Annotated in this window: 28 protein-coding genes; 27 read left to right on the plus strand and 1 reads right to left on the minus strand. The window is 60.2% G+C overall.

Features of this window, described 5'->3' with window-relative positions; all coding sequences use genetic code 11:
- Position 1: 1 nt before the first annotated feature.
- Positions 2-355: an antiterminator Q family protein gene (locus tag SLW74_RS01910; RefSeq protein WP_410927952.1), complete on the plus strand. Its 354-nt coding sequence runs from the start codon at positions 2-4 to the stop codon at positions 353-355.
- A gap of 6 nt (positions 356-361) precedes the next feature.
- On the opposite strand, the gene SLW74_RS01915 is transcribed toward SLW74_RS01910, so the two are convergent.
- On the minus strand, positions 362-808 hold the full coding sequence (locus SLW74_RS01915) for a hypothetical protein (protein ID WP_410927953.1): 447 nt from the start codon (positions 806-808) through the stop codon (positions 362-364).
- A gap of 382 nt (positions 809-1,190) precedes the next feature.
- Between SLW74_RS01915 and SLW74_RS01920 the strand changes: the two genes are divergently transcribed.
- The 26 genes from SLW74_RS01920 to SLW74_RS02045 all read left to right on the plus strand — a co-directional run bounded on the left by SLW74_RS01920 (position 1,191) and on the right by SLW74_RS02045 (position 21,113).
- Positions 1,191-1,508 (plus strand): phage holin, lambda family, encoded by a 318-nt coding sequence (locus SLW74_RS01920; RefSeq protein WP_410927954.1) that lies wholly within the window; start codon positions 1,191-1,193, stop codon positions 1,506-1,508.
- A 41-nt stretch (positions 1,509-1,549) separates the two neighbouring features.
- A complete protein-coding gene (locus tag SLW74_RS01925) occupies positions 1,550-1,936 on the plus strand; it encodes a hypothetical protein (RefSeq protein ID WP_410928097.1) in 387 nt (128 codons plus the stop codon).
- Positions 1,896-2,084, plus strand: a complete 189-nt coding sequence (locus SLW74_RS01930; RefSeq protein WP_410927955.1) for a hypothetical protein — start codon at positions 1,896-1,898, stop codon at positions 2,082-2,084. Before SLW74_RS01925 ends, SLW74_RS01930 begins: the two co-directional genes overlap by 41 nt.
- Positions 2,085-2,472: 388 nt before the next feature.
- Positions 2,473-2,832 (plus strand): HNH endonuclease, encoded by a 360-nt coding sequence (locus tag SLW74_RS01935; protein WP_410927956.1) that lies wholly within the window; start codon positions 2,473-2,475, stop codon positions 2,830-2,832.
- 180 nt (positions 2,833-3,012) lie between these two features.
- The gene (locus tag SLW74_RS01940; protein ID WP_282372748.1) at positions 3,013-3,498 is read left to right on the plus strand and encodes a phage terminase small subunit P27 family; all 486 of its coding nucleotides are present in this window, start codon (positions 3,013-3,015) and stop codon (positions 3,496-3,498) included.
- Positions 3,498-5,231, plus strand: a complete 1,734-nt coding sequence (locus SLW74_RS01945; protein WP_410927957.1) for a terminase large subunit — start codon at positions 3,498-3,500, stop codon at positions 5,229-5,231. Before SLW74_RS01940 ends, SLW74_RS01945 begins: the two co-directional genes overlap by 1 nt.
- Complete coding sequence (locus SLW74_RS01950; protein WP_282372752.1) at positions 5,228-5,392, plus strand: hypothetical protein; 165 nt, start codon at positions 5,228-5,230, stop codon at positions 5,390-5,392. Before SLW74_RS01945 ends, SLW74_RS01950 begins: the two co-directional genes overlap by 4 nt.
- Positions 5,385-6,695: a phage portal protein gene (locus SLW74_RS01955; protein ID WP_410927958.1), complete on the plus strand. Its 1,311-nt coding sequence runs from the start codon at positions 5,385-5,387 to the stop codon at positions 6,693-6,695. Before SLW74_RS01950 ends, SLW74_RS01955 begins: the two co-directional genes overlap by 8 nt.
- A gap of 3 nt (positions 6,696-6,698) precedes the next feature.
- Positions 6,699-7,541 (plus strand): head maturation protease, ClpP-related, encoded by an 843-nt coding sequence (locus SLW74_RS01960; RefSeq protein WP_410927959.1) that lies wholly within the window; start codon positions 6,699-6,701, stop codon positions 7,539-7,541.
- 11 nt (positions 7,542-7,552) lie between these two features.
- The gene (locus SLW74_RS01965; RefSeq protein ID WP_410927960.1) at positions 7,553-8,929 is read left to right on the plus strand and encodes a phage major capsid protein; all 1,377 of its coding nucleotides are present in this window, start codon (positions 7,553-7,555) and stop codon (positions 8,927-8,929) included.
- Between the two features lie 61 nt (positions 8,930-8,990).
- Positions 8,991-9,404 (plus strand): hypothetical protein, encoded by a 414-nt coding sequence (locus SLW74_RS01970; RefSeq protein ID WP_410927961.1) that lies wholly within the window; start codon positions 8,991-8,993, stop codon positions 9,402-9,404.
- A 3-nt stretch (positions 9,405-9,407) separates the two neighbouring features.
- Positions 9,408-9,893, plus strand: coding sequence for a head-tail connector protein (locus SLW74_RS01975; RefSeq protein ID WP_410927962.1), 486 nt, complete (start codon positions 9,408-9,410; stop codon positions 9,891-9,893).
- Positions 9,893-10,255 carry a phage head closure protein gene (locus SLW74_RS01980; RefSeq protein WP_410927963.1) on the plus strand — a complete coding sequence of 121 codons (363 nt, stop codon included), beginning with the start codon at positions 9,893-9,895 and terminating at the stop codon, positions 10,253-10,255. The genes SLW74_RS01975 and SLW74_RS01980 overlap by 1 nt, the downstream gene beginning before the upstream one ends.
- A complete protein-coding gene (locus tag SLW74_RS01985; RefSeq protein ID WP_410927964.1) occupies positions 10,248-10,709 on the plus strand; it encodes a hypothetical protein in 462 nt (153 codons plus the stop codon). Before SLW74_RS01980 ends, SLW74_RS01985 begins: the two co-directional genes overlap by 8 nt.
- Positions 10,710-10,724: 15 nt before the next feature.
- A complete protein-coding gene (locus SLW74_RS01990; protein ID WP_410927965.1) occupies positions 10,725-11,312 on the plus strand; it encodes a hypothetical protein in 588 nt (195 codons plus the stop codon).
- Positions 11,309-11,485: a DUF2635 domain-containing protein gene (locus SLW74_RS01995; protein ID WP_410927966.1), complete on the plus strand. Its 177-nt coding sequence runs from the start codon at positions 11,309-11,311 to the stop codon at positions 11,483-11,485. The genes SLW74_RS01990 and SLW74_RS01995 overlap by 4 nt, the downstream gene beginning before the upstream one ends.
- Complete coding sequence (locus SLW74_RS02000) at positions 11,482-12,981, plus strand: phage tail sheath subtilisin-like domain-containing protein (protein ID WP_410927967.1); 1,500 nt, start codon at positions 11,482-11,484, stop codon at positions 12,979-12,981. Before SLW74_RS01995 ends, SLW74_RS02000 begins: the two co-directional genes overlap by 4 nt.
- 57 nt (positions 12,982-13,038) lie before the next feature.
- Positions 13,039-13,386: a phage tail tube protein gene (locus tag SLW74_RS02005; protein WP_410927968.1), complete on the plus strand. Its 348-nt coding sequence runs from the start codon at positions 13,039-13,041 to the stop codon at positions 13,384-13,386.
- Positions 13,383-13,706 carry a phage tail assembly protein gene (locus tag SLW74_RS02010; protein ID WP_410927969.1) on the plus strand — a complete coding sequence of 108 codons (324 nt, stop codon included), beginning with the start codon at positions 13,383-13,385 and terminating at the stop codon, positions 13,704-13,706. The genes SLW74_RS02005 and SLW74_RS02010 overlap by 4 nt, the downstream gene beginning before the upstream one ends.
- Positions 13,707-13,896: 190 nt before the next feature.
- Complete coding sequence (locus tag SLW74_RS02015; protein ID WP_410927970.1) at positions 13,897-16,095, plus strand: phage tail tape measure protein; 2,199 nt, start codon at positions 13,897-13,899, stop codon at positions 16,093-16,095.
- Complete coding sequence (locus SLW74_RS02020) at positions 16,096-17,478, plus strand: DNA circularization protein (protein WP_410927971.1); 1,383 nt, start codon at positions 16,096-16,098, stop codon at positions 17,476-17,478.
- Positions 17,479-17,482: 4 nt separating this feature from the next.
- Positions 17,483-18,586, plus strand: coding sequence for a phage baseplate assembly protein (locus tag SLW74_RS02025; protein ID WP_410927972.1), 1,104 nt, complete (start codon positions 17,483-17,485; stop codon positions 18,584-18,586).
- The gene (locus SLW74_RS02030) at positions 18,583-19,098 is read left to right on the plus strand and encodes a phage baseplate assembly protein V (protein ID WP_410927973.1); all 516 of its coding nucleotides are present in this window, start codon (positions 18,583-18,585) and stop codon (positions 19,096-19,098) included. Before SLW74_RS02025 ends, SLW74_RS02030 begins: the two co-directional genes overlap by 4 nt.
- Complete coding sequence (locus SLW74_RS02035) at positions 19,095-19,499, plus strand: phage GP46 family protein (protein WP_410927974.1); 405 nt, start codon at positions 19,095-19,097, stop codon at positions 19,497-19,499. Before SLW74_RS02030 ends, SLW74_RS02035 begins: the two co-directional genes overlap by 4 nt.
- Positions 19,489-20,526, plus strand: a complete 1,038-nt coding sequence (locus tag SLW74_RS02040) for a baseplate J/gp47 family protein (protein ID WP_410927975.1) — start codon at positions 19,489-19,491, stop codon at positions 20,524-20,526. The genes SLW74_RS02035 and SLW74_RS02040 overlap by 11 nt, the downstream gene beginning before the upstream one ends.
- Positions 20,517-21,113, plus strand: a complete 597-nt coding sequence (locus SLW74_RS02045) for a YmfQ family protein (protein WP_410927976.1) — start codon at positions 20,517-20,519, stop codon at positions 21,111-21,113. Before SLW74_RS02040 ends, SLW74_RS02045 begins: the two co-directional genes overlap by 10 nt.
- Positions 21,114-21,117 lie beyond the last annotated feature (4 nt).

Below are 21,117 nucleotides of genomic sequence, written 5' to 3' on the forward strand. Positions count from 1 at the left end.
CATGGCTTACACACCAAGCTTCAAAAATCGCACTGCTGAAGATCTTCTAGAGCACTGGGGGCGCTGGGTCGTGCTGGGCTCTGGCGTGTCCAGCTGCGCGTCCCGCGAGAACACCATCCTGTCACCGATGATCACGGACGACGACGCGCTGATTATCGACGGACTTATGGGGCGGCTGATAAAGCGTTATCACGAGTGCGGTCAGGTGCTTATGAAGTACTACACGACACGCGATACCTCCCTAATGGAGGTTGGCAAGAAGATGGGTTTTGGTGAGGAGAAAACTCGCGGACTGTGGAAAGCAGGTATCGCCTGGATTGATGGCGCTCTCGAGTCGCGCCGAGAGGCCGCCTAATAAGGATTACATTGCTGATTTAGTGTCTAGCATCGCTTTTTTCGCTGAGTCGAAGTCTTCGCTAGCGAAGTGAAGCACAACGCCGAGGTCCAGTTCTACCGTGGCTGGTGCGCTTGTAATAGCGCTAGCGAGGAACTGTTTTCCCTTCGGCGTTTCTGGCGAAAGAATACGATTGCCGCTTATGCAGGCCTGAATGAACTTGAGATTCTGACCATTAACTTTGTAGGGGCCCGCTGGCGAGACATCAGAATTCTGAGACTCCTTGCAGAACGACCCAGATAGGTCAACCAGATTGACTACGAAGGCATCCCCGTTCAAGTTCGCCATCGCGACGATGTGCGCGTCTTCGGCAGGGGAGAGCACATAAGCAGTGGGAACAAATTTCTTCCATTCGGCCGCGTGGGCGCCCGAGGAGATCGCCGTCGCAAGGGCCACCAAGATTAGTTTTCGCATGTTCAAGCTCCATTGAAGGGGTCTGCAAATCCGTGGATTTTTCTAGGCTGAAGGAACTGTCCTTACCTGCTCGAAATGATACAGCGTCACCATTGATATTGCAGAGCGCTGTATGGCTAGGTGGACAAGCAAGTCCAGCAATTCTTTTTTGGTGTTGACGCCCCCGGTCTGAATGTGTAGATTTCGGATTACTTTGCGGTTTTTCCGCCAGCAAAGCCCGTCTACGAGGCGGGTTTGCGTCATATAAGCCAACATCAGAAACCCGGCCCCTGCGCCGGGTTTTTCTTTTTCAGCCCCGCCACACCCATCGCTCCGAGCTGGGAGTGCAGCGGGGCCGATTCATTTCCGATCCCGAAAGGGTGGATATCGGACTACGACGAATATGCCTGAAAAATCACCTGACTTCTGGGCGCAGGTCTGGCTCGTCCTGTCGAATCCGCTCTGGCAAGGAGCGATCATGGCCGCAACCATTTCACTGCTGCGCGTGCTGTACGAAGGAAAAGAGGCCAACAAGTGGCGCGTCATCCTCGAGGCGTTGATCTGTGGTGCCTTGAGCCTGTCAGCAAGCAGCGTCATCGAATGGATGGCTTGGCCGTCGAGCTTGTCTGTCGCCGCAGGCGGCACCATCGGGTTCATCGGCGTTACGGCGATCCGTGAGCTGATCATTAGATTCCTCGGTCGCAAGGCGGATTCACTATGAGCCTCGAACCCGTTGTAGCAGTAGCCAAGGTCGGCTCCACATTGCGAGCCATTGCGGCGGCCATCGTCATCGTCATCGTGATGAGCCTGCTGATCGCTATCCAGCAGATCCGCGTCGTCACGCTTCAGGGCGCTGTGACCGTCGAGGCTAAAGCCAAGCAGGAGGCGGTGGATGCGAACAACGCCAGCCAGGCGACGATCACCACGCTGAAGGCTGAGGCTGAACGCAATGCTGCTTACACCGCCGACCTGAACAAGCGGATCAAAGCCAGCGAAGACAAGGCCAAAAAGGCCAAGAAGGATTTCGATGATCTCAAGCGCAACAGCAAACCTGTTCGTGATTGGGCTGCTCAGCCTTTGCCTGACGGCCTGCGCGGCAAAGCCGCAAGTGGTAACAAAGACAACAGCCATAAGGCTGGAAGCCCCTGAGCTGATCCCATGCGAGCGGGTCAATGCGGACGATACCGATCTGCGCGACAACGGCGACGTATGGGAGCTGAAGGATCATGCCATCAAGCTGCTCGACACATGTGCCGATCAGGTAGACGCCCAGATCCTGCGCAGTCATAGCAAATAGGCGAGGAGTTGACGTCATTCACGCAGAAGCTGAGCTCTTAGCGAATCCTCGTAAAGCGTCAGCTGTGAATAGTCCAGTTGGTGATTCGGACCCCATTCACTCACTGGCAAAGCTAAAAGCTCGGCGAGTTGAATCTGAACCGCCTGGAGTGTGGCGATCACCACAGATTCGGGCATCGAGGCGAGTATTAGTGGGACTGAGGTTGATGACATGACTTGCTGCGCCTAACCAAATGCATAGCAGCATTAAGAATGCATGCTTCGGCTTTAACAACAGCGGTTCGTCGTTTAGCCGTTTCCCATAATCATGCCGGTCGGACACGACCATGCAACCGCTCTCACTTTCGCGCGCTGCAGGTAGCCGACCAGCTCCGTAGGTTGAGGCGCACATGCCCCAGAGAACTCTCAAGCCATGCGCCGCGCGAGCTTGCAATGCGCTGACTCGCAACGCCAAGTACTGCGACGCGCACCTGGATCTCTCCAAGGCCTGGGGAACCAGGCAAGGCTCAGGCCGGGGAGGCAGGCCTTGGCGCCGACTGCGAGATCGGATTCTCGCGCGCGATCATTACCTATGCCGTTGCGATGATTGCGTTCGGCTTGGCAGAGTGCGTGCTGCGACGGAGGTCGACCACATCGTGGCGTTGGCACATGGCGGCACTGACTACCCAAGCAACCTCAGGGCGATCCATCACGACTGCCACAAGCTGAAGACCGCCCGCGAGGCACAGGCCGCCCGCGGCAACGGCTGAGGCGGAGCGGCGTCGTGTGGCACGTCATAGGCCCTTGTGGCACGCCAACTCCCCGACCGCTCGTCGGATATGCACCGTTTTGGGGCGGGAGAGGGTCGAAAGTTCAGGGCTTTAGGAGGCGGACACCGCCTGCCCGTCGTTTTTTTACACCCGCGAAATTAAAAAATCAGGAGTTGCGCGATGGGAGGCACCGCCACGGTCGCCGGCCGTGGTCGCAAACCCAAACCAACGGCCAAGAAAGCATTGGCCGGGAACCCGGGCAAGCGTGCGCTAAACACCGCCGAGCCCCAATTTTCGAAGATCACCCAGGTAGATCCTCCCGAGTGGTTCAGCCCTCGGGCCGCCACGATGTGGAACATGATTGTTCCGGAGCTGCTGCGAGAAAACGTGGTTGCCATCACCGACCTTCATAACGTGGAAGCCTTCTGCACCGCCTATGACAACTGGCGTATGGCGCAGGAGTCGATCAAGGCGCACGGCATTGTGGTGACCGGGGCCACCGGCGGCCCGATGAAGAATCCAGCGCTGACCGCGGCAAACGAAACGATGCGCCAGATGGTGACGTTCGGATCAATGCTAGGCCTGGACCCGGCAAGCCGCACACGCTTGATCGGCGGCAACAAGGAAAAGGAAACCAACGAGTTCGCCAAATTACTGAGTAGCTGATGCCGAAACTTGCCCACCCCAACGTCGACAAGGCGATGGTATGGGCAAGGTCCGTGCTCCGAGGGAAGGTCCCGGCGTGCCGCTTTATTCATCAGGCTATCCAGCGTCAATTCGACGACCTGGCTGCCAGCCGCAAGCGGGGGTACCGCTTCAAGTTCGATCCGGCCAAGGCCGAGAAGAAACTCAAGCTGATGCAGCTCCTGCCGCACACAAAGGGCGAGTGGGCTTTCAAGCGTCAGTTGATCAGCCTTGAGCCTTGGCAGTTGTTCGGCCTGGCGGTCACGTTTGGCTGGGTCAAAAAAAAAGGCGGACACCGTCGGTTCCGTGAGAGCTATTGGGAAGTCCCTCGCAAGAACGGTAAATCCGTTGTCGCCGGCGGCGTTGGTATCAGCATGTTTGTGGCCGACGGCGAATTCGGCGCCGAGGTGTATGCGGGTGCGACCACGGAGAAGCAAGCGTGGGAGGTGTTCCGGCCCGCGAAGCTAATGGTCAGCAAGTCGCCAATGCTGATTCAGGCAGCCGGGATCGAGGTTAACGCCTCGAACATGAATATCCCTTCTGACTTCAGCCGCTTCGAGCCACTGATAGGTAACCCTGGCGATGGTGCGTCGCCCAGCTGCGCGATCGTGGACGAGTATCACGAACACCCGACGTCGGCCCAGTACGACACGATGCTCACAGGTATGGGCGCACGCCGTCAGCCGCTGATGTTCATCATCACCACCGCGGGCGCAGATATCGAAGGGCCGTGCTACGACAAGCGGCGCCAAGTCGTAGAGATGCTGGCCGGCACCGTGCCCGATGAGGAGCTGTTCGGATGGATATGGACTCTTGACGAGGGGGACGACTGGACCGATCCAAAAATGTTGGCCAAGGCCAACCCGAATCATGGCGTCTCGGTGTTTCAGGAGTACCTGGAAAGCCAGCAGGCCCGGGCGATTCGTTCTGCTCGCTTCGCCAATACGTTCAAAACTAAGCATCTAAACCTGTGGGTCAGCGCCAAGGCCGGCTTTTTCAACATGGAAAGCTGGAAGGCTTGCGAAGACACGTCGCTGACGCTCGAACAGTTCGAGGGGCAGGAGTGGATTGCCGGTTTCGACCTGGCGCGCAAGCTGGACATGAACTCAAGGGCTCGCCTTTTCTGGCGTGTCATCGATGGCAAGACCCATTACTACAGCATCAAGCCGAAATTCTGGGTCCCTTACGACACCGCTTACAACACCGATAACAAACGCATGGCCGAACGGTTCCAGGCTTGGGTCAACTCTGGGCATCTGGACGTGACCGACGGGGCGGAGATCGATTACCGCGAGATCCTCGAGGACACGAAGGAAGCCAATCATCAGGCCCCTTTGAGCGAATCCCCCATCGACCCCCACGGTGCAACGGGGTTGAGCCACGACCTGGACGACGAGGGTTTTAACCCGATCACGATCATCCAGAATTACACCAACATGTCAGACCCCATGAAGGAACTGGAAGCGGCGATCGAAGCCGGTCGGTTCCACCATGACGGCAACCCGGTCATGACCTGGTGTATTGCCAACGTGATCGGCAAGCACCTGCCAGGCAACAACGACGTCGTCCGTCCGATCAAGCAGGGCGATGACAACAAAATCGATGGCGCGGTTGCGCTGATCATGTCGGTAGGTCGGGCGATGACGAAAGTTGTTCTCGGCGATGGCGGCGTGGACCGATTCATGGATTCAATCCGGGACCCAATATTCGAATGAACACAGCATCGATTATTTACTTGCTGATCGCAGTGCTGGGCTTCGCCTGTGCTGTGGCGGGCGTTTACATCCTGCTCGGCATCGGCTGGGCACTACTTGCCGCCGCATCATCGTGCTTCGTTGCTGCGGCCTTCATTCGAAGGGGGCTGACCAGTGGCTAAGTCTCTGCGATCTGTTTTAAGCAGTGCGGTGACGGCGCCACGATCTTCGATCATCGATTGGGTAGGCCGATCAATCTCCGGTGGCGCTTCCGGGATATGGGCGCAGACAGTTGGCAGCACTTCCGCCAATGGCAAGACGGTGACGATCAACAAGGCCATGCGCCTGGCGGCCTGCTGGTCCTGTGTGCGCCTTATCTCCGAAACGATCGCCACGCTTCCCCTCGGCTTGTATCGCCGAATGCCGGACGGCGGTCGAGAGGTCGCCGGCGACAACGACCTGCACTGGATACTCAACACCAATCCCAACAGCCGAATGACAGCGGTGCAGTTCTGGGAAGCCGTGGTTGCTTCCATGTTGCTGCGAGGCAATGCCTTCGTTGAGATCATCCGCATCAGCGGGCGAATTGTGGCGCTTGAGTTCTTGCTGCCAAACCGTGTAGAGCTGGACGTAGCCGAAAACGGTGAGCTGCTTTACCGGTACCGCGAAAAAAACGGCCAGCTCCGTGACATTGCCGGCAGCGACATGATGCACATTCCGGCGTTCTCTCTGGACGGGCAAGTCGGGCTTTCACCCATCGCTTACGGTGCTGATGTTTTTGGCGCGGCTATGTCGGCCGAGGACGTGGCCAGCGCGACCTTCAAGAACGGTATGCACCAGACCGTGGCCTTCGAAGTTGATCAGACGCTGAACAAGCAGCAACGCGATGACTTTCGGGATTACGTCCAGCGTATCAGTGGTGCGATGAACGCCGGCAAATCGCCTGTTCTGGAGAAGGGCGTGAGTGCCAAGGTGATTGGCATCAACCCCGTCGATGCTCAACTGCTGGAGTCGCGTGAATACAGCGCTGAGGAAATCTGCCGGTTCTACATGGTGGACCCGACGCTGGTCGGCTACAGCGATAAAGCTTCGAACTGGGGCACCGGGCTGGAGCAGAAGCTGCTGCGGTTTCTGACCTTTACGCTGCGCAGTTACATGCGCCGCATCGAGGAGGCGATCAGCCGCAAATTACTGACGCCTGCGCAGCGTCGCCAGATTTACCCGGAGTTCTCCATTGAAGGCTTGATGCGTGCTGACAGTGCCGCCCGCGCCACGCTGTATTCGCAGATGGTGCAGAACGGCATCTACACGCGCGACGAATGCCGGATGAAGGAAAACCTCCCGAGGATGGGAGGCAATGCCTCGGTGCTCACCGTACAAACTAACCTCTCCCCCATCGACCAACTCGGTCGGGGCGACGACGGGCAAGCCGCAAGGGCTGCTCTGCAGAACTGGCTCGATCAGCCGGCAAACTCGAAGGACTAACTCATGCAACCAAAATCGAAGGCTGGCAGTTTCAACTGCGAGCTGAGTCCGCGTGCGCTCGACAGATGGAACCCGGCCATCAAGGCAGCCGTGGAGTCAACCAACGACACCATCACCATCTACGGTGTGATCGGCCAGGACTGGTACGGAGAAGGCGTGACCGTCTCGCGCATAGACGCGGCTTTGCGGTCCATCGGCGACAAGCCAGTTGACGTCTATATCAACTCGCCGGGCGGCGACATGTTCGAAGGCCTGGCCATCTACAACCGGCTTCGCGAGCACAGCCAGGCGGTAACCACGAAGGTTCTGGGTCTGGCTGCCTCGGCTGCCTCTGTCATCTACATGGCCGGCGAAAAGCGTGAGGTCGCAAGTAGCGGCTTCCTGATGATCCATAACTGCTGGACCGTTGCCGTCGGCAACCGCCACGACTTGCACAACACCGCAGACACCATGGAAGAGTTCGACGCGGCAATGGCTGATCTGTACGCGGAAAGCAGCGGTCAGGCCGTCGCCGACATCACTGAAATGCTGGATGACGAGACCTTCATCCGCGGCAAACGAGCGGTGGAGCTCGGTTTCGCGACCGGATTGCTGTCATCCGACGAGATCACCGAGCGGGAAGACGAGCAGACCCAGCAAAGCAACGCGCTCAAAGCCATGGATGTGGCTCTCGCGAAGGCGGGGATGGCCCGCAGCGCGCGCCGCGAGCTTTTCGCCAATTTCAAGTCCAGCACGCCGCGCGCTGTTGGCGGGGGTACGCAACACGCTACCTCGTCCGACAAGCCCCGCGCTGTCGAGCTCGACCTTGCACCCCTGCCAAAACTCTCTTTCTCAATTCCTGCGTGAGGCTTCACACCATGATGAAATTTCGTCTGTCCCCGGCATTCTTGATGGCGGTGCTGGCCATCGCTGCCTTGATTCCGCTGACCTTCGGCGTAACCCCCCAAGCCATCGGCGGTGCGGTTTTTCTGGTCGGGTTCGCGACCACGCTCGTGAAACGGGGCACCTCCCGCTACACCGGCTGGAATGCCCAGATGGGCAAGATCGGTGAGGCCGACATCGAAACCCAGTACAAGGAAACTCAGGCCAACCTCAAGGACATCGGTGATCAGCTCAAGGCGCATGCCGAGACTGCACAGAAGCACGTTGATCGCCACGAGGGTCTGAGCAAAGAAACCTCGGCCAAGGTCGACGAGCTGCTGATGAAGCAGGGCGAGCTCCAGGCGCGCGTGCTTGAAGCGGAGCAGAAGCTGGTCAATGCAAACCGGGACACTCAGCGCAACGAGCCGCCAAAGTCCGCTGGTGAACTGTTCGTTGCCAGCGACCAAATGGAGGGTGTCAACTCGTCCTTCCGCGGCTCTCGTCGCGTCTCTGTACCGCGCGCCGCAATTACCACCACCTCTGCCGGCGGCCTCGCGGCTACAGAGCGCCTGGACACTGTCGCCCTGCCGGGCGTGCGCCGGGCGACCATTCGCGATCTGGTCGCGCCTGGTCAGACCGAAGCAGGTTCGCTCGAGTACGTTCGCGAGACAGGCTTCACCAACAACGCCGCGATCGTGGCGGAAGGGGCTGCCAAGCCTTATTCCGAAATCACCACCGCGTTGATCACGGCACCGGTCCGCACCATCGCTCACCTCTTCAAGGCGTCTCGTCAGATCCTCGACGATGCCAAGGCGCTGCAAAGCTATATCGACGCCCGTGCTCGCTATGGCCTGCTGTTGACCGAAGAGGCCCAGCTGCTTTACGGCAGCGGCGCCGGTGCGAACCTGCAAGGTCTGGTTCCGTTGGCAAATATCTACGCCGCACCAGCGGGCTGGAGTGCCACCGGCGAGCAGCGCATCGATCGCCTGCGCCTGGCTCTTCTGCAAGCCGAGCTGGCTGAGTTTCCTTCCGATGGCATCGTGCTAAACCCGACTGACTGGGCCCTGATCGATCTGCTCAAGGACGACACCGGTCGCTATCTGATCGGTCAGCCACAAGACGGCACCGCGGCTCGCTTGTGGAACCGCCCTGTCGTAGCCACTCAGGCGATGAAGGCGAACGACTTCCTGGTGGGTGCCTTCAAGTTGGGCGCGCAGATCTTTGACCGGATGGAGGTGGAGGTCCTCATCTCTACCGAAAACGACAAGGACTTCGAGAACAACATGGTCACGCTTCGCGCCGAAGAGCGCTTGGCCTTCGCCATCTACCGTACCGAAGCGTTCGTCACCGGCAAGCTCGCTGCAGCTGCTTAAACCCAACCCCTGAAATGGGGCGGCGCTGCCGTCCCCATCGAGGTGAGATATGCCAGATGTATTGATCAAGCCGCTGCGGGCCTATGAGGACCGCGGCACCATTCGCGACGTCGATAACGAGCCCTACGCGGCGCCGGTATGGCTCGCGAAGGAATTGGAACAGCTCAAGCTGTGCCAGATCGTGAGTGAAGATGGCTCATCGGCGATGGACCTGCCGTCCAAATCTGACCCGACCTTTGCGCTGAAAATTGCCAAGAAGGGCCAGCGCTGGATTGTCGCTGACGCCCAGGGCGCTCAGGTCGGCGACTTCATCGGCAAACGTGATGAAGCCGAAGCCGAGCTTGCGAAGCTGGCTGCAGCTCAAGCGGCCTCTGCCGCTGTACCAGAAACACCCATCGCACTTCCCACCGAGCAGTTGGTAACGGATGAAACACTTCCTCCGGTGATCGAGTCGGACGAGCCCGTTCAGGAGTAACCAATGTCCGCGATCAGTATCGAGGTGGCGATTGATCACCTGCGCGCCGAGGATGATGATCGCGACCTCATCCAAGGCCTGCTGGACGCGGCAGAGGAAGCGGCTTGCAATTTCTTGGCCCGCCGGGTGTATGCCGATGCTCCCGCTATGGTCGCAGGCCGGGCAGCTGCTATTGAGTTGCGTGCCCAGTCCAGAGTCAGCTACAGCGAAGCGGTGGCAACGGCTGGCCTCATCTATGACGAGGATGATCGCTTGTCTGCGGTTGAGATTGCTGAATACGGTCTCAAGGATGCGACCACTCAGTCGGAAGCGATGAGCCTGGGCGTCGTGCTCACTCCGGCGATTCAGGCTGCCTGCCTGCTCATCTTGGGGCACCTCTATACCAACCGAGAGGATGTCGTGGCAGGTGCCGGGACAATGACCGCGGTTGCCCTGCCGCAAGGTTCGAGGTTTCTCCTTGCACCTTATCGTGTCCAAATGGGGGTCTGATGGCGATGTCTGAACCTGGTGCCGGCGACTTAAATCGCCGCGTTACCCTGAGGAGGCGCTCAGATTCTCCCGCCGATGGCGGTGGCCTGACTTCGCAGTTCAGCGAAGAAAAAAAGCGATGGGCCCGCATAGAGCCTGTTGGCACTGCCATTTACCACGACAGTGCGCAGACCGATTCCAAAATCACGCACCGCATTACCTTGAGGTATCTCGGTGTTCTCCCCATCGATTTCGAGGTGGTTCACGGCGCCGTCGTCTACCGTGTCAGCCGTGCAACCGATATGAACGGCAGCCATAAATTCACTGTTCTTGAGGTTGAGGAACTCGGCATGGACCAGCCGGGAGGAAGCCTGTATGGCTAGACCTGCAGCCTATTTACACTTCGGTGAGTTCGACAGCTACGGCAAGCTCGACTTCGACAAGAAAGAAATCCGCAAGGGCATGCGCAAGGCCGGTGTGCTGGTGCGCGCCGAGGGCCGAAAGCTGGTCAGCAAGCGCGCGGTGTCAGGAAAAGGCCAGTACCCCGGCATGCGCAAGGGCAGGCTGCGCCGTTCGATCACATACCGGGTCAGCCGTGCCGGCTTCCTGGTGAAGATCGAACCGCAGAAGACCGCCGACATGAAGGACTTCTACCCGGCTTATCTCTGGTACGGCGTGCGCCGCGGTGCCAAACGTGGCAAGTCCCATAAAAAGCAGGAAGCGACCGGGGCGTGGCGCATCGAGCCTCGCGAGAACTACATGGTCGACTCGCTCAACAACAGCAATGACGGCGTGCGCTCCATTCTCAAGCAGGCCTTTGCCGCCGCTCTGCGCTGATCAACGAGACAACCCATGAAAATCACTCCTGTGGTGCTGCACCTGCGGCAGCGCTGCCCGCTGTTGGGTGGGCGCGTGGCGGGCGGCATCGACTTCGACGCGGTGAAGGCCAGTCAGCAGGTTGACCGGCCTGGTGCGTTTGTCATCGCGACCGGCGATGACGCCACGGACAACGACTTGCAGAACGGCATCCGACAAGACATCACAGACGCTTTTGATGTGCTCGTCATCCTGGATGCGAAAGATCAACGCGGGCAATTGGCTGTGGATGTGCTGCACGACATCCGGGCGCAGCTGTGGCGTGCGTTGGTGGGTTGGAGGCCCGGCGCCGAGTACGACCCCATCACTTACGACGGCGGCGACCTGGTGCAAATTGACCGCGCGCTGGTGATCTACCGCTATTCCTTCGTGACTGCTTTCCAGCTGGGCCGCAACGCTGCAACGGATCCTGCCGAGACCTGGCATGAGCTTGAGCTCGACGGCCTGCCCAGGTTGGAAGGCATGGACATCAATGTGGACTGCATCGACCCGGCAGACCGCAACCTCAAGTACCCCGGCCCGGATGGGCGTATTGAAATTCAACTCAAAGAGGAACTGCCATGAACCGCATTACTGTGGTGCCGGCCAAGGGGCGCGCGGTGCCCGATCCGGAAACCGGGGAACTCCTGTTGCCCGACGGTCGGGATGTGCCCGATGACGCGTACTGGCGCCGCCGTCTTGCTGATGGCGACGTCGTGATCCCTAACCCTCCTGCCAAAGAGGTCGCGACCAAATGAGCGTAGGATTTCAACAGATCCCCGCGGACATCCGCGTACCGCTGTTCTACGCGGAGATGGACAACTCGAACGCCAATAGCGCGTCGAGCGCGCTGCGCCGCCTGATCGTGGGCCAGGTCAACGACCTGTCCACGGCCGAGGAAATCGGCAAGCTGGTACTGGTGTCGAGCCTGGCCCAGGCCAAGACGATCGGCGGCCAGGGCTCGATGCTCGCGGCGATGTACGACACCTGGCGCCAGAACGACCTGGTGGGCGAGATCTGGTGTTTGCCGGTCAAGGCCAGTGCCGGTACTGCGGCGACGGGCAAGGTGACCATCACCAACGCTGCCATTGAAACCGGGCTGATCAACCTGTATGTGGCGGGTGTGCGCGTTCAGGCGACCGTGGCCTCTGGCGCTGCTGCGGCCGTCGCGGCCGCCGCTTTGGCCACCAAGATCAACGCTGCGGCCGATCTCCCTGTAACGGCGGTTGCGGCGGCAGGCGTGGTGACGCTGACCTCCAAGTGGCTGGGTGATTCCGGAAACGATATCGGCCTGAGCCTGAACCGCCTTGGCAAGAGCAATGGCGAATTCACCCCGGCGGGCCTGACCGTTGTGGTAGCGCCCATGTCTGGCGGCGCGGGGACTCCTGATGCCACAGCCGCCCTCGCGGCGCTGGGCGACGCACCGTTCGAGTTCATTTGCGTACCCTGGGCCGACACTACCACCCTGGATGCGTGGAAGGTTGCGATGGGGGATGCCAGCGGCCGCTGGTCATGGGCCAAGCAGCTCTATGGTCACGTCTACAGCGCCCTGCGCGGTACGCTTGGTACGCTGGTGGCCGCCGGCCAGCCGCGCAACGACCAGCACATGACCATCTTCGGTTTTGAGGCTGGCGTTCCTCAGCCATTCTGGCGCGTGGCCGCAGCCGGCGCTGCACGTCAGGCGGTATTCCTGTCCGCCGATGCCAGCCGGCCAACCCAGACCGGCGTGCTGGTGGGCATCGACCCCGCGCCTGAAGGGGCACGTTTTACCCTGACCGAGTTCAACTCGCTGCTGCAATACGGTATTGCGACCCTGTTCTACGAGGGCGGCTACGTGCGCATTCAGCGTGCGATCACCACCTATCAGAAGAACGCTTATGGCCAGGCGGATGATTCCTACCTGGACAGCGAGACCATGCACCAGAGCGCGTACATCGTGCGTCGCCTCAAAGGCATCATCACCAGCAAGTACGGTCGCCACAAGCTGGCCAGCGACGGCACCCAGTTCGGCGATGGTCAGCCAATCGTCACGCCCAACGTGATTCGCGGTGAGCTGATCAGCGAATACGGCAACATGGAGCGCGACGGCCACGTCGAGAACTCGGCAATGTTTGCCCAGTACTTGATCGTCGAGCGCGACAGCAAGAGCCCGACGCGCATCAACGTGCTGTACCCGCCGGACTACGTGAACGGGCTGCGCATCTTCGCGCTGCTTAACCAGTTCCGCCTGCAGTACACCGCCGAAGCAGCGTAACGCTGTCCCGTTCACAAGGCCCGCCGCGCGCGGGCCTTTTCTTTTGGAGGCCCACTCATGGGGCAGAAAGCTGCAGGTACCTGCTACGTCAAAGTTGACGGCACGCAGTTGACCCTTAAGGGCGGCGCAGAAGCGCCGTTGATGGATAAGACCCGGGAAACGATAGTGCCCGGTTATTTCAAGGAAGAGGACAAAGCCCCCTGGCTCAAGTTCTCGGCCGTACACACGCCAAATTTCCCGCTCAAGGCTCTGACCGAGGGCACGAACATGACCATCACCGTCGAGTTCAAAAACGGCAAGGTCTACACACTGTCCGGCGCCTACTTGGTGGATCAGCCAAGCTCGAACGGCGAGGAAGGCACCATTGAGCTGCAATTTGACGGCGTTAAAGGGGTATGGCTGTGAGTGAAGAAAAGCAGGTAGTTGACCCGAACGCGCCGATCCAGTTGAGCGCCCCGATTCAGGCGCATAGCGAACAGCTCACTGAATTGGTGCTGCGCCGCCCGACCTCTCAGGAAGCCCGGGCGATCAAGGCATTGCCGTACAAGATCGATGCGGATGAGGCGGTGTGCCTGGATCTGGATGTGTCGGCCAAGTACATCGCAGTGTGTGCGGGTATCCCGCCTTCCTCGGTGAACCAGCTGGATCTGGCCGACCTCAACAAGCTTGCCTGGATGGTGGCAGGTTTTTTCATGACCCCGGCGTCACCAGCCTCGAAGACCTGATTTCGCTGGTCTATGACCTGGCCTATTTCTGGAAGGTTGACCCTGAACAGATGATGGCCAGGCCGCTGGATATCTTTCTTGAATCGCTGGCGCAGGCGCAGCGCATCAACCGCACGCTGCAGGTGGACTGATGGCAGATCAATTTCAGCTCAAGGCGCTGATCACCGGCGTCGACAAGCTGTCGCCGACCTTGGCCGGGATCCGCAAGAACGTTGCCAATTTCCGCAAGGGCTTGCAGAGCACAGGTCTGGGCAATCTCAGTTTCAAGGAGGTCATCACCGGTGGTGCGTTGGCAGCGCCGTTTGTGATGGGCGTGCGCGCAGCGATTGAATTCGAATCGGCGATGGCCGACGTGCGCAAAGTGGTCAACTTTGACGCGCCCAGCCAATTCAAGGAGATGGGCGACGACATCACCAAAATGTCGGAGCGGCTGCCGATGGCCGCCAATGACATCGCCAAGATCGTTGCAGCGGGCGGGCAGTCGGGCATTGCCCGGGGTGAGCTTCTGGGTTTTGCAGAAGACGCGGTAAAGATGGGCATCGCGTTTGATCAGACTGCTGAGCAGAGCGGCGACATGATGGCCAAGTGGCGGACCTCCTTCAAAATGACCCAGGCCGAGGTGGTCGGGCTCGCTGACAAGATCAACTACCTTGGGAACACAGGGCCGGCCAATACCAAGCAGATCTCCGACATCGTTACTCGTGTCGGGCCGTTGGGGGAAGTCGCGGGCGTAGCGTCGGGCCAGATTGCTGCTCTGGGCGCGACCATGGCTGGCACGGGTGTCGAGCAGGAGGTGGCCGCCACCGGCATCAAGAATTTCATGCTCGCGCTTACCAAAGGCAGCGCCGCGACGAAGACCCAATCGAACGCGATGAAGTCGCTCAGGTTGAATTCAAAAACCGTGGCTGCAGGGATGCAGAAGGATGCTCAAGGCACCATGCTCCAGGTGCTCAAACGCATTGCAGAGGTTGATGCAGTCAAGCGGCCAGCCCTGCTGACAAACCTTTTTGGCACTGAGTCCGTTGCGGCAATTTCGCCGCTTTTGACCAATCTGGGTTTGCTCGAGAGCAACCTGAAAAAAACTGGGGACGCTTCGCAGTATGCCGGCTCGATGGAGGCCGAGTACGCATCGCGCGCGGCTACCACCGAAAACAATCTAACGCTCATGCGCAACTCCGTTAACCGAGCGGGTATTGCGTTGGGCCAGGCATTCCTGCCACCCCTCAATGCGGTTGTGAAAGCGGTGCAGCCTCTGATCACTCGAATGGCGGACTTCATTCAAGCCAATCCTGCGTTTGTCAGGGGGCTCGCGATGGCGGGCGTTGCTTTTACCGCGATTCGTGTGGGCGCTGTGGCCGCTACGGTCGCCACGCGTTTGCTGGGTCTTGCGTTTTCAGCGACTCCGATAGGCATCGCGGCTGTGGCTATCGCCGCCGCTGTCGGTGTGATCGTCGCAAATTGGGACACCTTGGCCCCGTACTTCGAACAGCTGTGGGACAGCATCAAAGGCCCGGCGATGGAGGTGTGGGGCTGGATGAAAGAGTTGTTCAAGTTCTCGCCAGTAGGACAAATCATTGCCAACTGGGAGCCTATCAGCGAATTCCTCGGAGCGCTCTGGGACGTTATCAAGGCCGCCGCTGTGTCCACCTGGGACTTCATGAAGGCGGCTTTCAACTGGGCACCGATAACTGTGATCGCGCGTAATTGGCAACCGTTGTCGGAATTCTTCAGCGCGCTGTGGGACGTCATTCGCGCTTTGGCAGCGGTCGCCTGGGAGGGCATCAAAGACACCATGTCCGCGGCGTGGGGCTGGATCAAAGAGCAACTGGGCTTCGATCCGGTGCAGATCGTCACCGAGAAGTGGGAGCGACTGGTGGCGTACTTCAAGGGCCTGTTCGAGAGGATTCGGCCTTACATCCAGCCGCTGATGGATGCAGGTGACTGGGCCAATCAGAAAACCGATGCGGCCACCGGCTGGGTAAAGGGCAAGGCTGCGCAGGTCAGTAACTTTTTTTCCAAAAGTGATCCTGCCGCCATCTCCGGCGGCTTGATCAGCGATGGTACTCAGGGGCTTCGACAGTTGGCGGCAGGCATTAATAAAGAAGCCGCGCCGATCGTGGCCGGAGGCGTCGTTGCGTCGCCTGGGCTAGTTGCCTCAGGGGGCAATTCCGGTTTTGGGGGCCCTTTACCGTTGATGCCCGGCTCAATATTGCCTGCGCCGGGCAATCTGCTTGCTGGCGCTTCGGGCAAATCGCAGCTGAACGGGGAGCTGGTCATTCGGTTGGAGGGGGATACGCGGGGCGTGCGGCCTCAACCGGCCACGACCGATCAGCCCGGACTCAAGATCAGCACCAACGTCGGTTACCGATCCCTTTCTGGAGCGCAATAGATGGCCGATACCTGGCGCGAGCAGTTATTGCCGGCGTCGTTTCGGGGCGAGACGTTTCTCATCGAGGACACGTCGGTGCCAGTGGGGCGCAAGGTTCAGCTTCACGAGTACCCCAAGCGAGACGAGTCGTTCGCCGAACAGATGGGCAAAGTCGCCCGGGTGCACAAGGTCAAGGCGTACGTCATCGGCGACGATTGCTTCCAGCGCCGTGACAAGTTGCTCAAAGCCTTGGAGACCGAGGGGGAGGGGACACTTGTTCATCCCTGGCTTGGGCAATTGCAGGTTGTGCCCGGTGCTTGTGAGATGGCCCACAGCCGCCGAGAGGGCGGCATGGTCACCTTCGACCTTACGTTCTATCCAGGCAACGCCCAGACCAACCCGTCGGTGCGCGCCAATACTGCGCGCATGGCAGGGCAGACCTCGGCCAGCTATTGGAGCGCCGCGCTTGGGCGGTACAAATCGGCCATGGCCACGGTCGACACCGCGCGCATCAACCTGATCGGCCTGCAGAACACCGTCACCGGTCTATTTGGCGTCATCACCGGGCAGTTTTCGCCGCTGGGCAGCGCAATCGGATCTGCACGATCGCTGGCGCAGATGCTGACCAACTCGCCTGGCGCGCTGTCGAGCCTGTTCAGTGGCTACTTCAGCGACCTGGGTCAGTCCTCAGCAAAGAGCTCGAGCGTTGCGGCGTCGAGCGGTACCGGATCATCTTCCGGCGCAAGCTCCGGAGGGGGCTCCAGCGGCAGTGACGTCGATTCATCCGCCTCCGTGGCGAGTGCCACGAGCGCTACCAGCGCCGGCGCATCGATGTTCAACACTTACACCGATGCAGTGGGGATAGTGACAAGGCAGGCAGAGGATGCGCTCAGCATTGATACGGTCGTGGCAGGCAGCGGCGCTGACACGACAGCGGCCGCACAGGCGCTCGCCAATCTCGTGCAGGACGCCGTTCTGGTGCAGGCAACGGCCACGGTGGCGCAGATGCCTACGCTGACGCCTACCGGCAAAGACCAGTCAACGGCATCGCTACAACAGCAAGTCGTCGAACCCGTGGCGCGAGCCGAGGTGCCGGTGGCCGATGAGGTGGTTGCTGTAAGGGACGCACTGGATTCGGCGTTCTGGCAGGCCGCTCTCAAAGCTGATGCGACCTTTTACCCCACCATCAATGAGGCACGCCAGCAGGTATCCAGGCACCTGACGGCGGTTGCCGCTTCCGGTGTTCAACTGATCAGCGTGACCCCGCTGCAAACCGTGCCGGCGCTGGTGATGGCTTATCGGCGGTTTGGCGACGCCACTCGCGAGGGCGAAATTGTGCAGCGCAACAAGATTAATCACCCAGGCTTTGTGCCTGCCGCACCCCTTCAAGTAGCCAGGGAGTAACCGCATGTCCGACCCGAACACGGTTGTGACCCTGACCGTGGACGGGCTGGATTATTCCGGTTGGACCTCGGTAGAAATCAGTGCAGGTCTCGAGCGTCAGGCGCGCAGCTTCAACATTGGCATCACCTGGAAGTGGCCCGGACAGAACGTGCTACGGCCGGTCAAGCAGGGTGCTCGCTGCGAAGTGCGCATCGGCGGTGATCTGGTGGTGACGGGCTGGGTGGATGCCACGCCGATCAGCTACGACCATGAGAAGGTCACCACCTCCATTGCAGGCCGATCATCAACCGGTGACCTGATCGACTGCGGCGCGATTAATCAGCCGGGCCAGTGGAAAGGCCAGAGTGTGCAGGCAATCGTCCAGGCGCTCGCCAGCCCCTACGGACTTTCGGTTAGGAGTGAGATCGCGACCACCGGCAGTTTGACGGACCACACTATTGAGCCGGGAGAGACGGCGTTTGAATCCATCGATCGCCTGCTCACCCTGTATCGGGTTTTCAGCACCGACGATGCGAAAGGCAACGTTGTGCTGGCCGAGGTGGGTAGTGCAGGGCGCTCAGCCGAATCGCTGGAGCTGGGCCGCAATGTGCTCAAGGCAGACGCCGCGCTGGATTTCACACGCGTGTTCTCCGAATACCGGGTCATCGGCCAGCGCTCAGGCACCGATGAGGACTTTGCCAAGACCACCACCGAGGTCAACAGCTCCGTCACGGACCCGCGTATGGCGCGCAAGCGAGTCAAGGTCATCCATGAGAGTGGACAGCTCAGCGACAAGCTGGCGGCCGACCGGGCCAACTGGGAACGCGGAACCGCCGTGGGCAAGGCGCTGGAAGTGACCTATGACGTCCAGGGCTGGCGGCAGAGCAACGGTGCGCTGTGGCTGCCCAACACCATCGTGCGCGTCGTTGACCCGGTGATCGGTTACGACCGCGACATGCTCATCGCCGAGGTGACCTACACACTCGACGAGCAAGGGTCGATCTGCCGTCTTCGAGTGGGACCGCCCGAGGGCTACCTGCAAGAGCCCGACGACCCGCACAAGAAGCGCAAAGCCAAAAAAACCGACGCCGTCGAATACCTCCTACCTGCGGACTACAAAGACAAATGAGCCGACTGATGAACCTGCTGACGCGCGGCGTCGTGGCGATGGTCAAGTCCACGGGCAAGATGCAAAGCCTGCAGATGCGCCTGACTCATGGCGAGCTCAAAGACGGGATGGAGCACCTTGAGCCCTACGGTTTCACAAGCTGCCCCCACGAGGGGGCGGAAGGCCTGGCCGCGTTTATGGGGGGCGATCGATCCCATGGCGTTGTGGTGGTGGTCGCGGACCGACGATATCGCTTGCAAGCTCTGGAGGCGGGCGAAGTCGCGATATTCACCGATGAGGGCGACAAGATCCATTTCAAGCGCGGCCGCATCATCGACATTGAAACCCAGACGCTGAACATTCGCGCGGCGAAGGGCGTTCACTTCGAAACGCCGAGCATCACCCAAACCGGGACAATCGTCAGCCAGGGCGACCAGATCGCCGCGAACGTCAGCCAGATCAATCACCCGCACACCGGTGTGAAGTCAGGACCAGACCAGAGCGGTCCGCCGATCCCTGGGGGTGCGTCATGACCGTCATCGTTGCGGATGGCGTAGAGGTCAACCTGCGCCGGGCCGTGGAAATAAGCCTGTTCACATGGCGCCGCGCCAATGCCTCCGACCAGGTTGAGGACGAAGAGCGTTACGGCTGGTGGGGTGACAGCTTTCCGCTGGTCGCGAACGACCGCATTGGCTCGCGGCTCTGGCTACTGCGCCGGCGCACGCTCACGACTGCAACCATCGGAGATGCCGTGACCTATGCGCAAGAGGCGCTCAAATGGTTGCTGGATGACGGACACGCCACTGCGGTGCAGGTGCTGACGGAGCGCACCGGGCACTCACGACTCAATCTGGGCGTCGCCATGACGCTGCCCTCCGGCGAAACCCTCGATATCTACCCTAACGAGAATTGGCAGGTGCTCTATGCCGTTTGAAACCCCGACCCTGCCCACGCTCATCAGCCGCACCGCCGCTGACCTTGCCAGTGATGCGTTGCGTCAGTCAGATGCGCAAGTGCTGTCGCGCACTATCAGCGGCGCTGCCTATGGGCTGTACGGCTACCTCAACTGGATTGCCAAACAGATCCTTCCTGACACGGCGGACGCTGTCACGCTCGAGCGGCAAGCCCTGCTACGGCTGGAAACTCCGCGCATCTCCGCAAAAAGTGCCACCGGATCGGCAAGCTTCCAGGCCTCAGCGGGATCGATTTTGGATGCCAACCTGGTGGTGCAGGCGAGCGACGGTCGTCAGTACCGTGTCGTGACCTCCATCACTCCTGTTTCGGGGGCGAACACTGCAAAACTCGAGGCAGTCGATGGCGGGGTGTTGGGCAATGCCGTCGCGGGCTTGGCATTGAAGTTGGTGCAGCCTGTCGCAGGTATTGCTGAAACGTTCACGGTCTTGGCGCCAGGCATCACCGGCGGCAGTGATCAAGAGTCAGTCGAGTCGCTGCGCAGTCGCGTTATTCGCAGCTATCAGGTCATCCCTCACGGCGGAGACGCGGACGACTACGTTACGTGGGCGCTGGAATGTGCCGGCGTGACGCGCGCCTGGACGGTTAAGAATTATCTGGGCCCCGGTTCCGTCGGGGTTTTCTTCGTGCGCGACGGTGACGCAACGATCATTCCGGATGCTAACGAAGTCGCCACCGTTCAGGCTTACCTTGAAAGCAAGGCCCCGGTTACCGCCGAAGTCTTCGCCTCGGCGCCGGTCCTCAAAGCGGTGAACTACACAATCAAGCTGACGCCCGATACAACCGTGGTGCGCGCCGCTGTTGCTGCCGAGCTAACCGATTTGCACGAGCGGGAGGCCGGCTTGGGTCAGACGCTGTTGATCAGTCATATCCGGGAAGCCATCAGCAGTGCCCAAGGCGAAGTGGACAGCCTGGTTGGCAGCCCCGCCAATGATGTCACCGCCAAGCCGAATGAGCTGCTCACGGTAGGGACGATCACATGGCAATAAGAACGGCCGCGGAGTATCTCTCGCAATTGACCGCTTTGCTTCCTCAAGGTCCGGCCTGGGATCTGGAAACAGCACCTGAGCTGAGCAGTGTTCTGATGGGTATCGCGCAGGAAATGGCCCGGATCGACACCCGTGCCGTGGCACTGAATTCGGAAATGGACCCCGCGCTGGTGACTGAACTTGTCCCGGATTGGGAAGCCGTCATGGATCTGCCGGACGCATGCCTTGGGCTCGACCCTTCTTTCTCTGACCGGCAGAAGGCGGTTCAACAACGCCTCATCGCGGTGGGCAGCCAGCGCGCGTCCTACTTCATTGCGATCGCCAAAAGCCAGGGCTACCCGAACGCCTCCGTTACCCAGTACAGGGCGCCGCGCTTTGGCAGGTCGCGGTTTGGCGTCAGTCACTTCGGAACCTGGAGCGCCCAGTTCATGTGGACGCTCAACACCGGGGGCAGGCTGCAGCTGGGTCGCCGGTTCGGCGCGAGCTTCTGGGGCGAGCGGTTCGGCACCAATGCCGGCAGCTCGCTCGAGTGCCTGATCAGACGTTACGCCCCGGCGCACACCGTGCCGCACATCAATTACTCATGAGGAA

Source organism: Pseudomonas sp. W5-36 (assembly GCF_046540455.1).
Taxonomy (GTDB): domain Bacteria; phylum Pseudomonadota; class Gammaproteobacteria; order Pseudomonadales; family Pseudomonadaceae; genus Aquipseudomonas; species Aquipseudomonas graminis_B.

What these genes read in the sequence shown, in the direction of transcription:
- SLW74_RS02030 (WP_410927973.1), top strand. Translation starts at nt 18,583, where the DNA reads ATGAGCCGACTGATGAACCTGCTGACGCGCGGCGTCGTGGCGATGGTC.
- SLW74_RS02005 (WP_410927968.1), top strand. Translation starts at nt 13,039, where the DNA reads ATGGGGCAGAAAGCTGCAGGTACCTGCTACGTCAAAGTTGACGGCACG.
- SLW74_RS02020 (WP_410927971.1), top strand. Translation starts at nt 16,096, where the DNA reads ATGGCCGATACCTGGCGCGAGCAGTTATTGCCGGCGTCGTTTCGGGGC.
- SLW74_RS01915 (WP_410927953.1), bottom strand. Translation starts at nt 808, where the DNA reads ATGCGAAAACTAATCTTGGTGGCCCTTGCGACGGCGATCTCCTCGGGC.
- SLW74_RS02035 (WP_410927974.1), top strand. Translation starts at nt 19,095, where the DNA reads ATGACCGTCATCGTTGCGGATGGCGTAGAGGTCAACCTGCGCCGGGCC.
- SLW74_RS01940 (WP_282372748.1), top strand. Translation starts at nt 3,013, where the DNA reads ATGGGAGGCACCGCCACGGTCGCCGGCCGTGGTCGCAAACCCAAACCA.
- SLW74_RS01935 (WP_410927956.1), top strand. Translation starts at nt 2,473, where the DNA reads ATGCCCCAGAGAACTCTCAAGCCATGCGCCGCGCGAGCTTGCAATGCG.
- SLW74_RS02025 (WP_410927972.1), top strand. Translation starts at nt 17,483, where the DNA reads ATGTCCGACCCGAACACGGTTGTGACCCTGACCGTGGACGGGCTGGAT.
- SLW74_RS02000 (WP_410927967.1), top strand. Translation starts at nt 11,482, where the DNA reads ATGAGCGTAGGATTTCAACAGATCCCCGCGGACATCCGCGTACCGCTG.
- SLW74_RS02040 (WP_410927975.1), top strand. Translation starts at nt 19,489, where the DNA reads ATGCCGTTTGAAACCCCGACCCTGCCCACGCTCATCAGCCGCACCGCC.
- SLW74_RS01975 (WP_410927962.1), top strand. Translation starts at nt 9,408, where the DNA reads ATGTCCGCGATCAGTATCGAGGTGGCGATTGATCACCTGCGCGCCGAG.
- SLW74_RS01990 (WP_410927965.1), top strand. Translation starts at nt 10,725, where the DNA reads ATGAAAATCACTCCTGTGGTGCTGCACCTGCGGCAGCGCTGCCCGCTG.
- SLW74_RS02045 (WP_410927976.1), top strand. Translation starts at nt 20,517, where the DNA reads ATGGCAATAAGAACGGCCGCGGAGTATCTCTCGCAATTGACCGCTTTG.
- SLW74_RS01950 (WP_282372752.1), top strand. Translation starts at nt 5,228, where the DNA reads ATGAACACAGCATCGATTATTTACTTGCTGATCGCAGTGCTGGGCTTC.
- SLW74_RS01960 (WP_410927959.1), top strand. Translation starts at nt 6,699, where the DNA reads ATGCAACCAAAATCGAAGGCTGGCAGTTTCAACTGCGAGCTGAGTCCG.
- SLW74_RS01995 (WP_410927966.1), top strand. Translation starts at nt 11,309, where the DNA reads ATGAACCGCATTACTGTGGTGCCGGCCAAGGGGCGCGCGGTGCCCGAT.
- SLW74_RS01920 (WP_410927954.1), top strand. Translation starts at nt 1,191, where the DNA reads ATGCCTGAAAAATCACCTGACTTCTGGGCGCAGGTCTGGCTCGTCCTG.
- SLW74_RS01980 (WP_410927963.1), top strand. Translation starts at nt 9,893, where the DNA reads ATGGCGATGTCTGAACCTGGTGCCGGCGACTTAAATCGCCGCGTTACC.
- SLW74_RS01910 (WP_410927952.1), top strand. Translation starts at nt 2, where the DNA reads ATGGCTTACACACCAAGCTTCAAAAATCGCACTGCTGAAGATCTTCTA.
- SLW74_RS01945 (WP_410927957.1), top strand. Translation starts at nt 3,498, where the DNA reads ATGCCGAAACTTGCCCACCCCAACGTCGACAAGGCGATGGTATGGGCA.
- SLW74_RS01985 (WP_410927964.1), top strand. Translation starts at nt 10,248, where the DNA reads ATGGCTAGACCTGCAGCCTATTTACACTTCGGTGAGTTCGACAGCTAC.
- SLW74_RS01965 (WP_410927960.1), top strand. Translation starts at nt 7,553, where the DNA reads ATGATGAAATTTCGTCTGTCCCCGGCATTCTTGATGGCGGTGCTGGCC.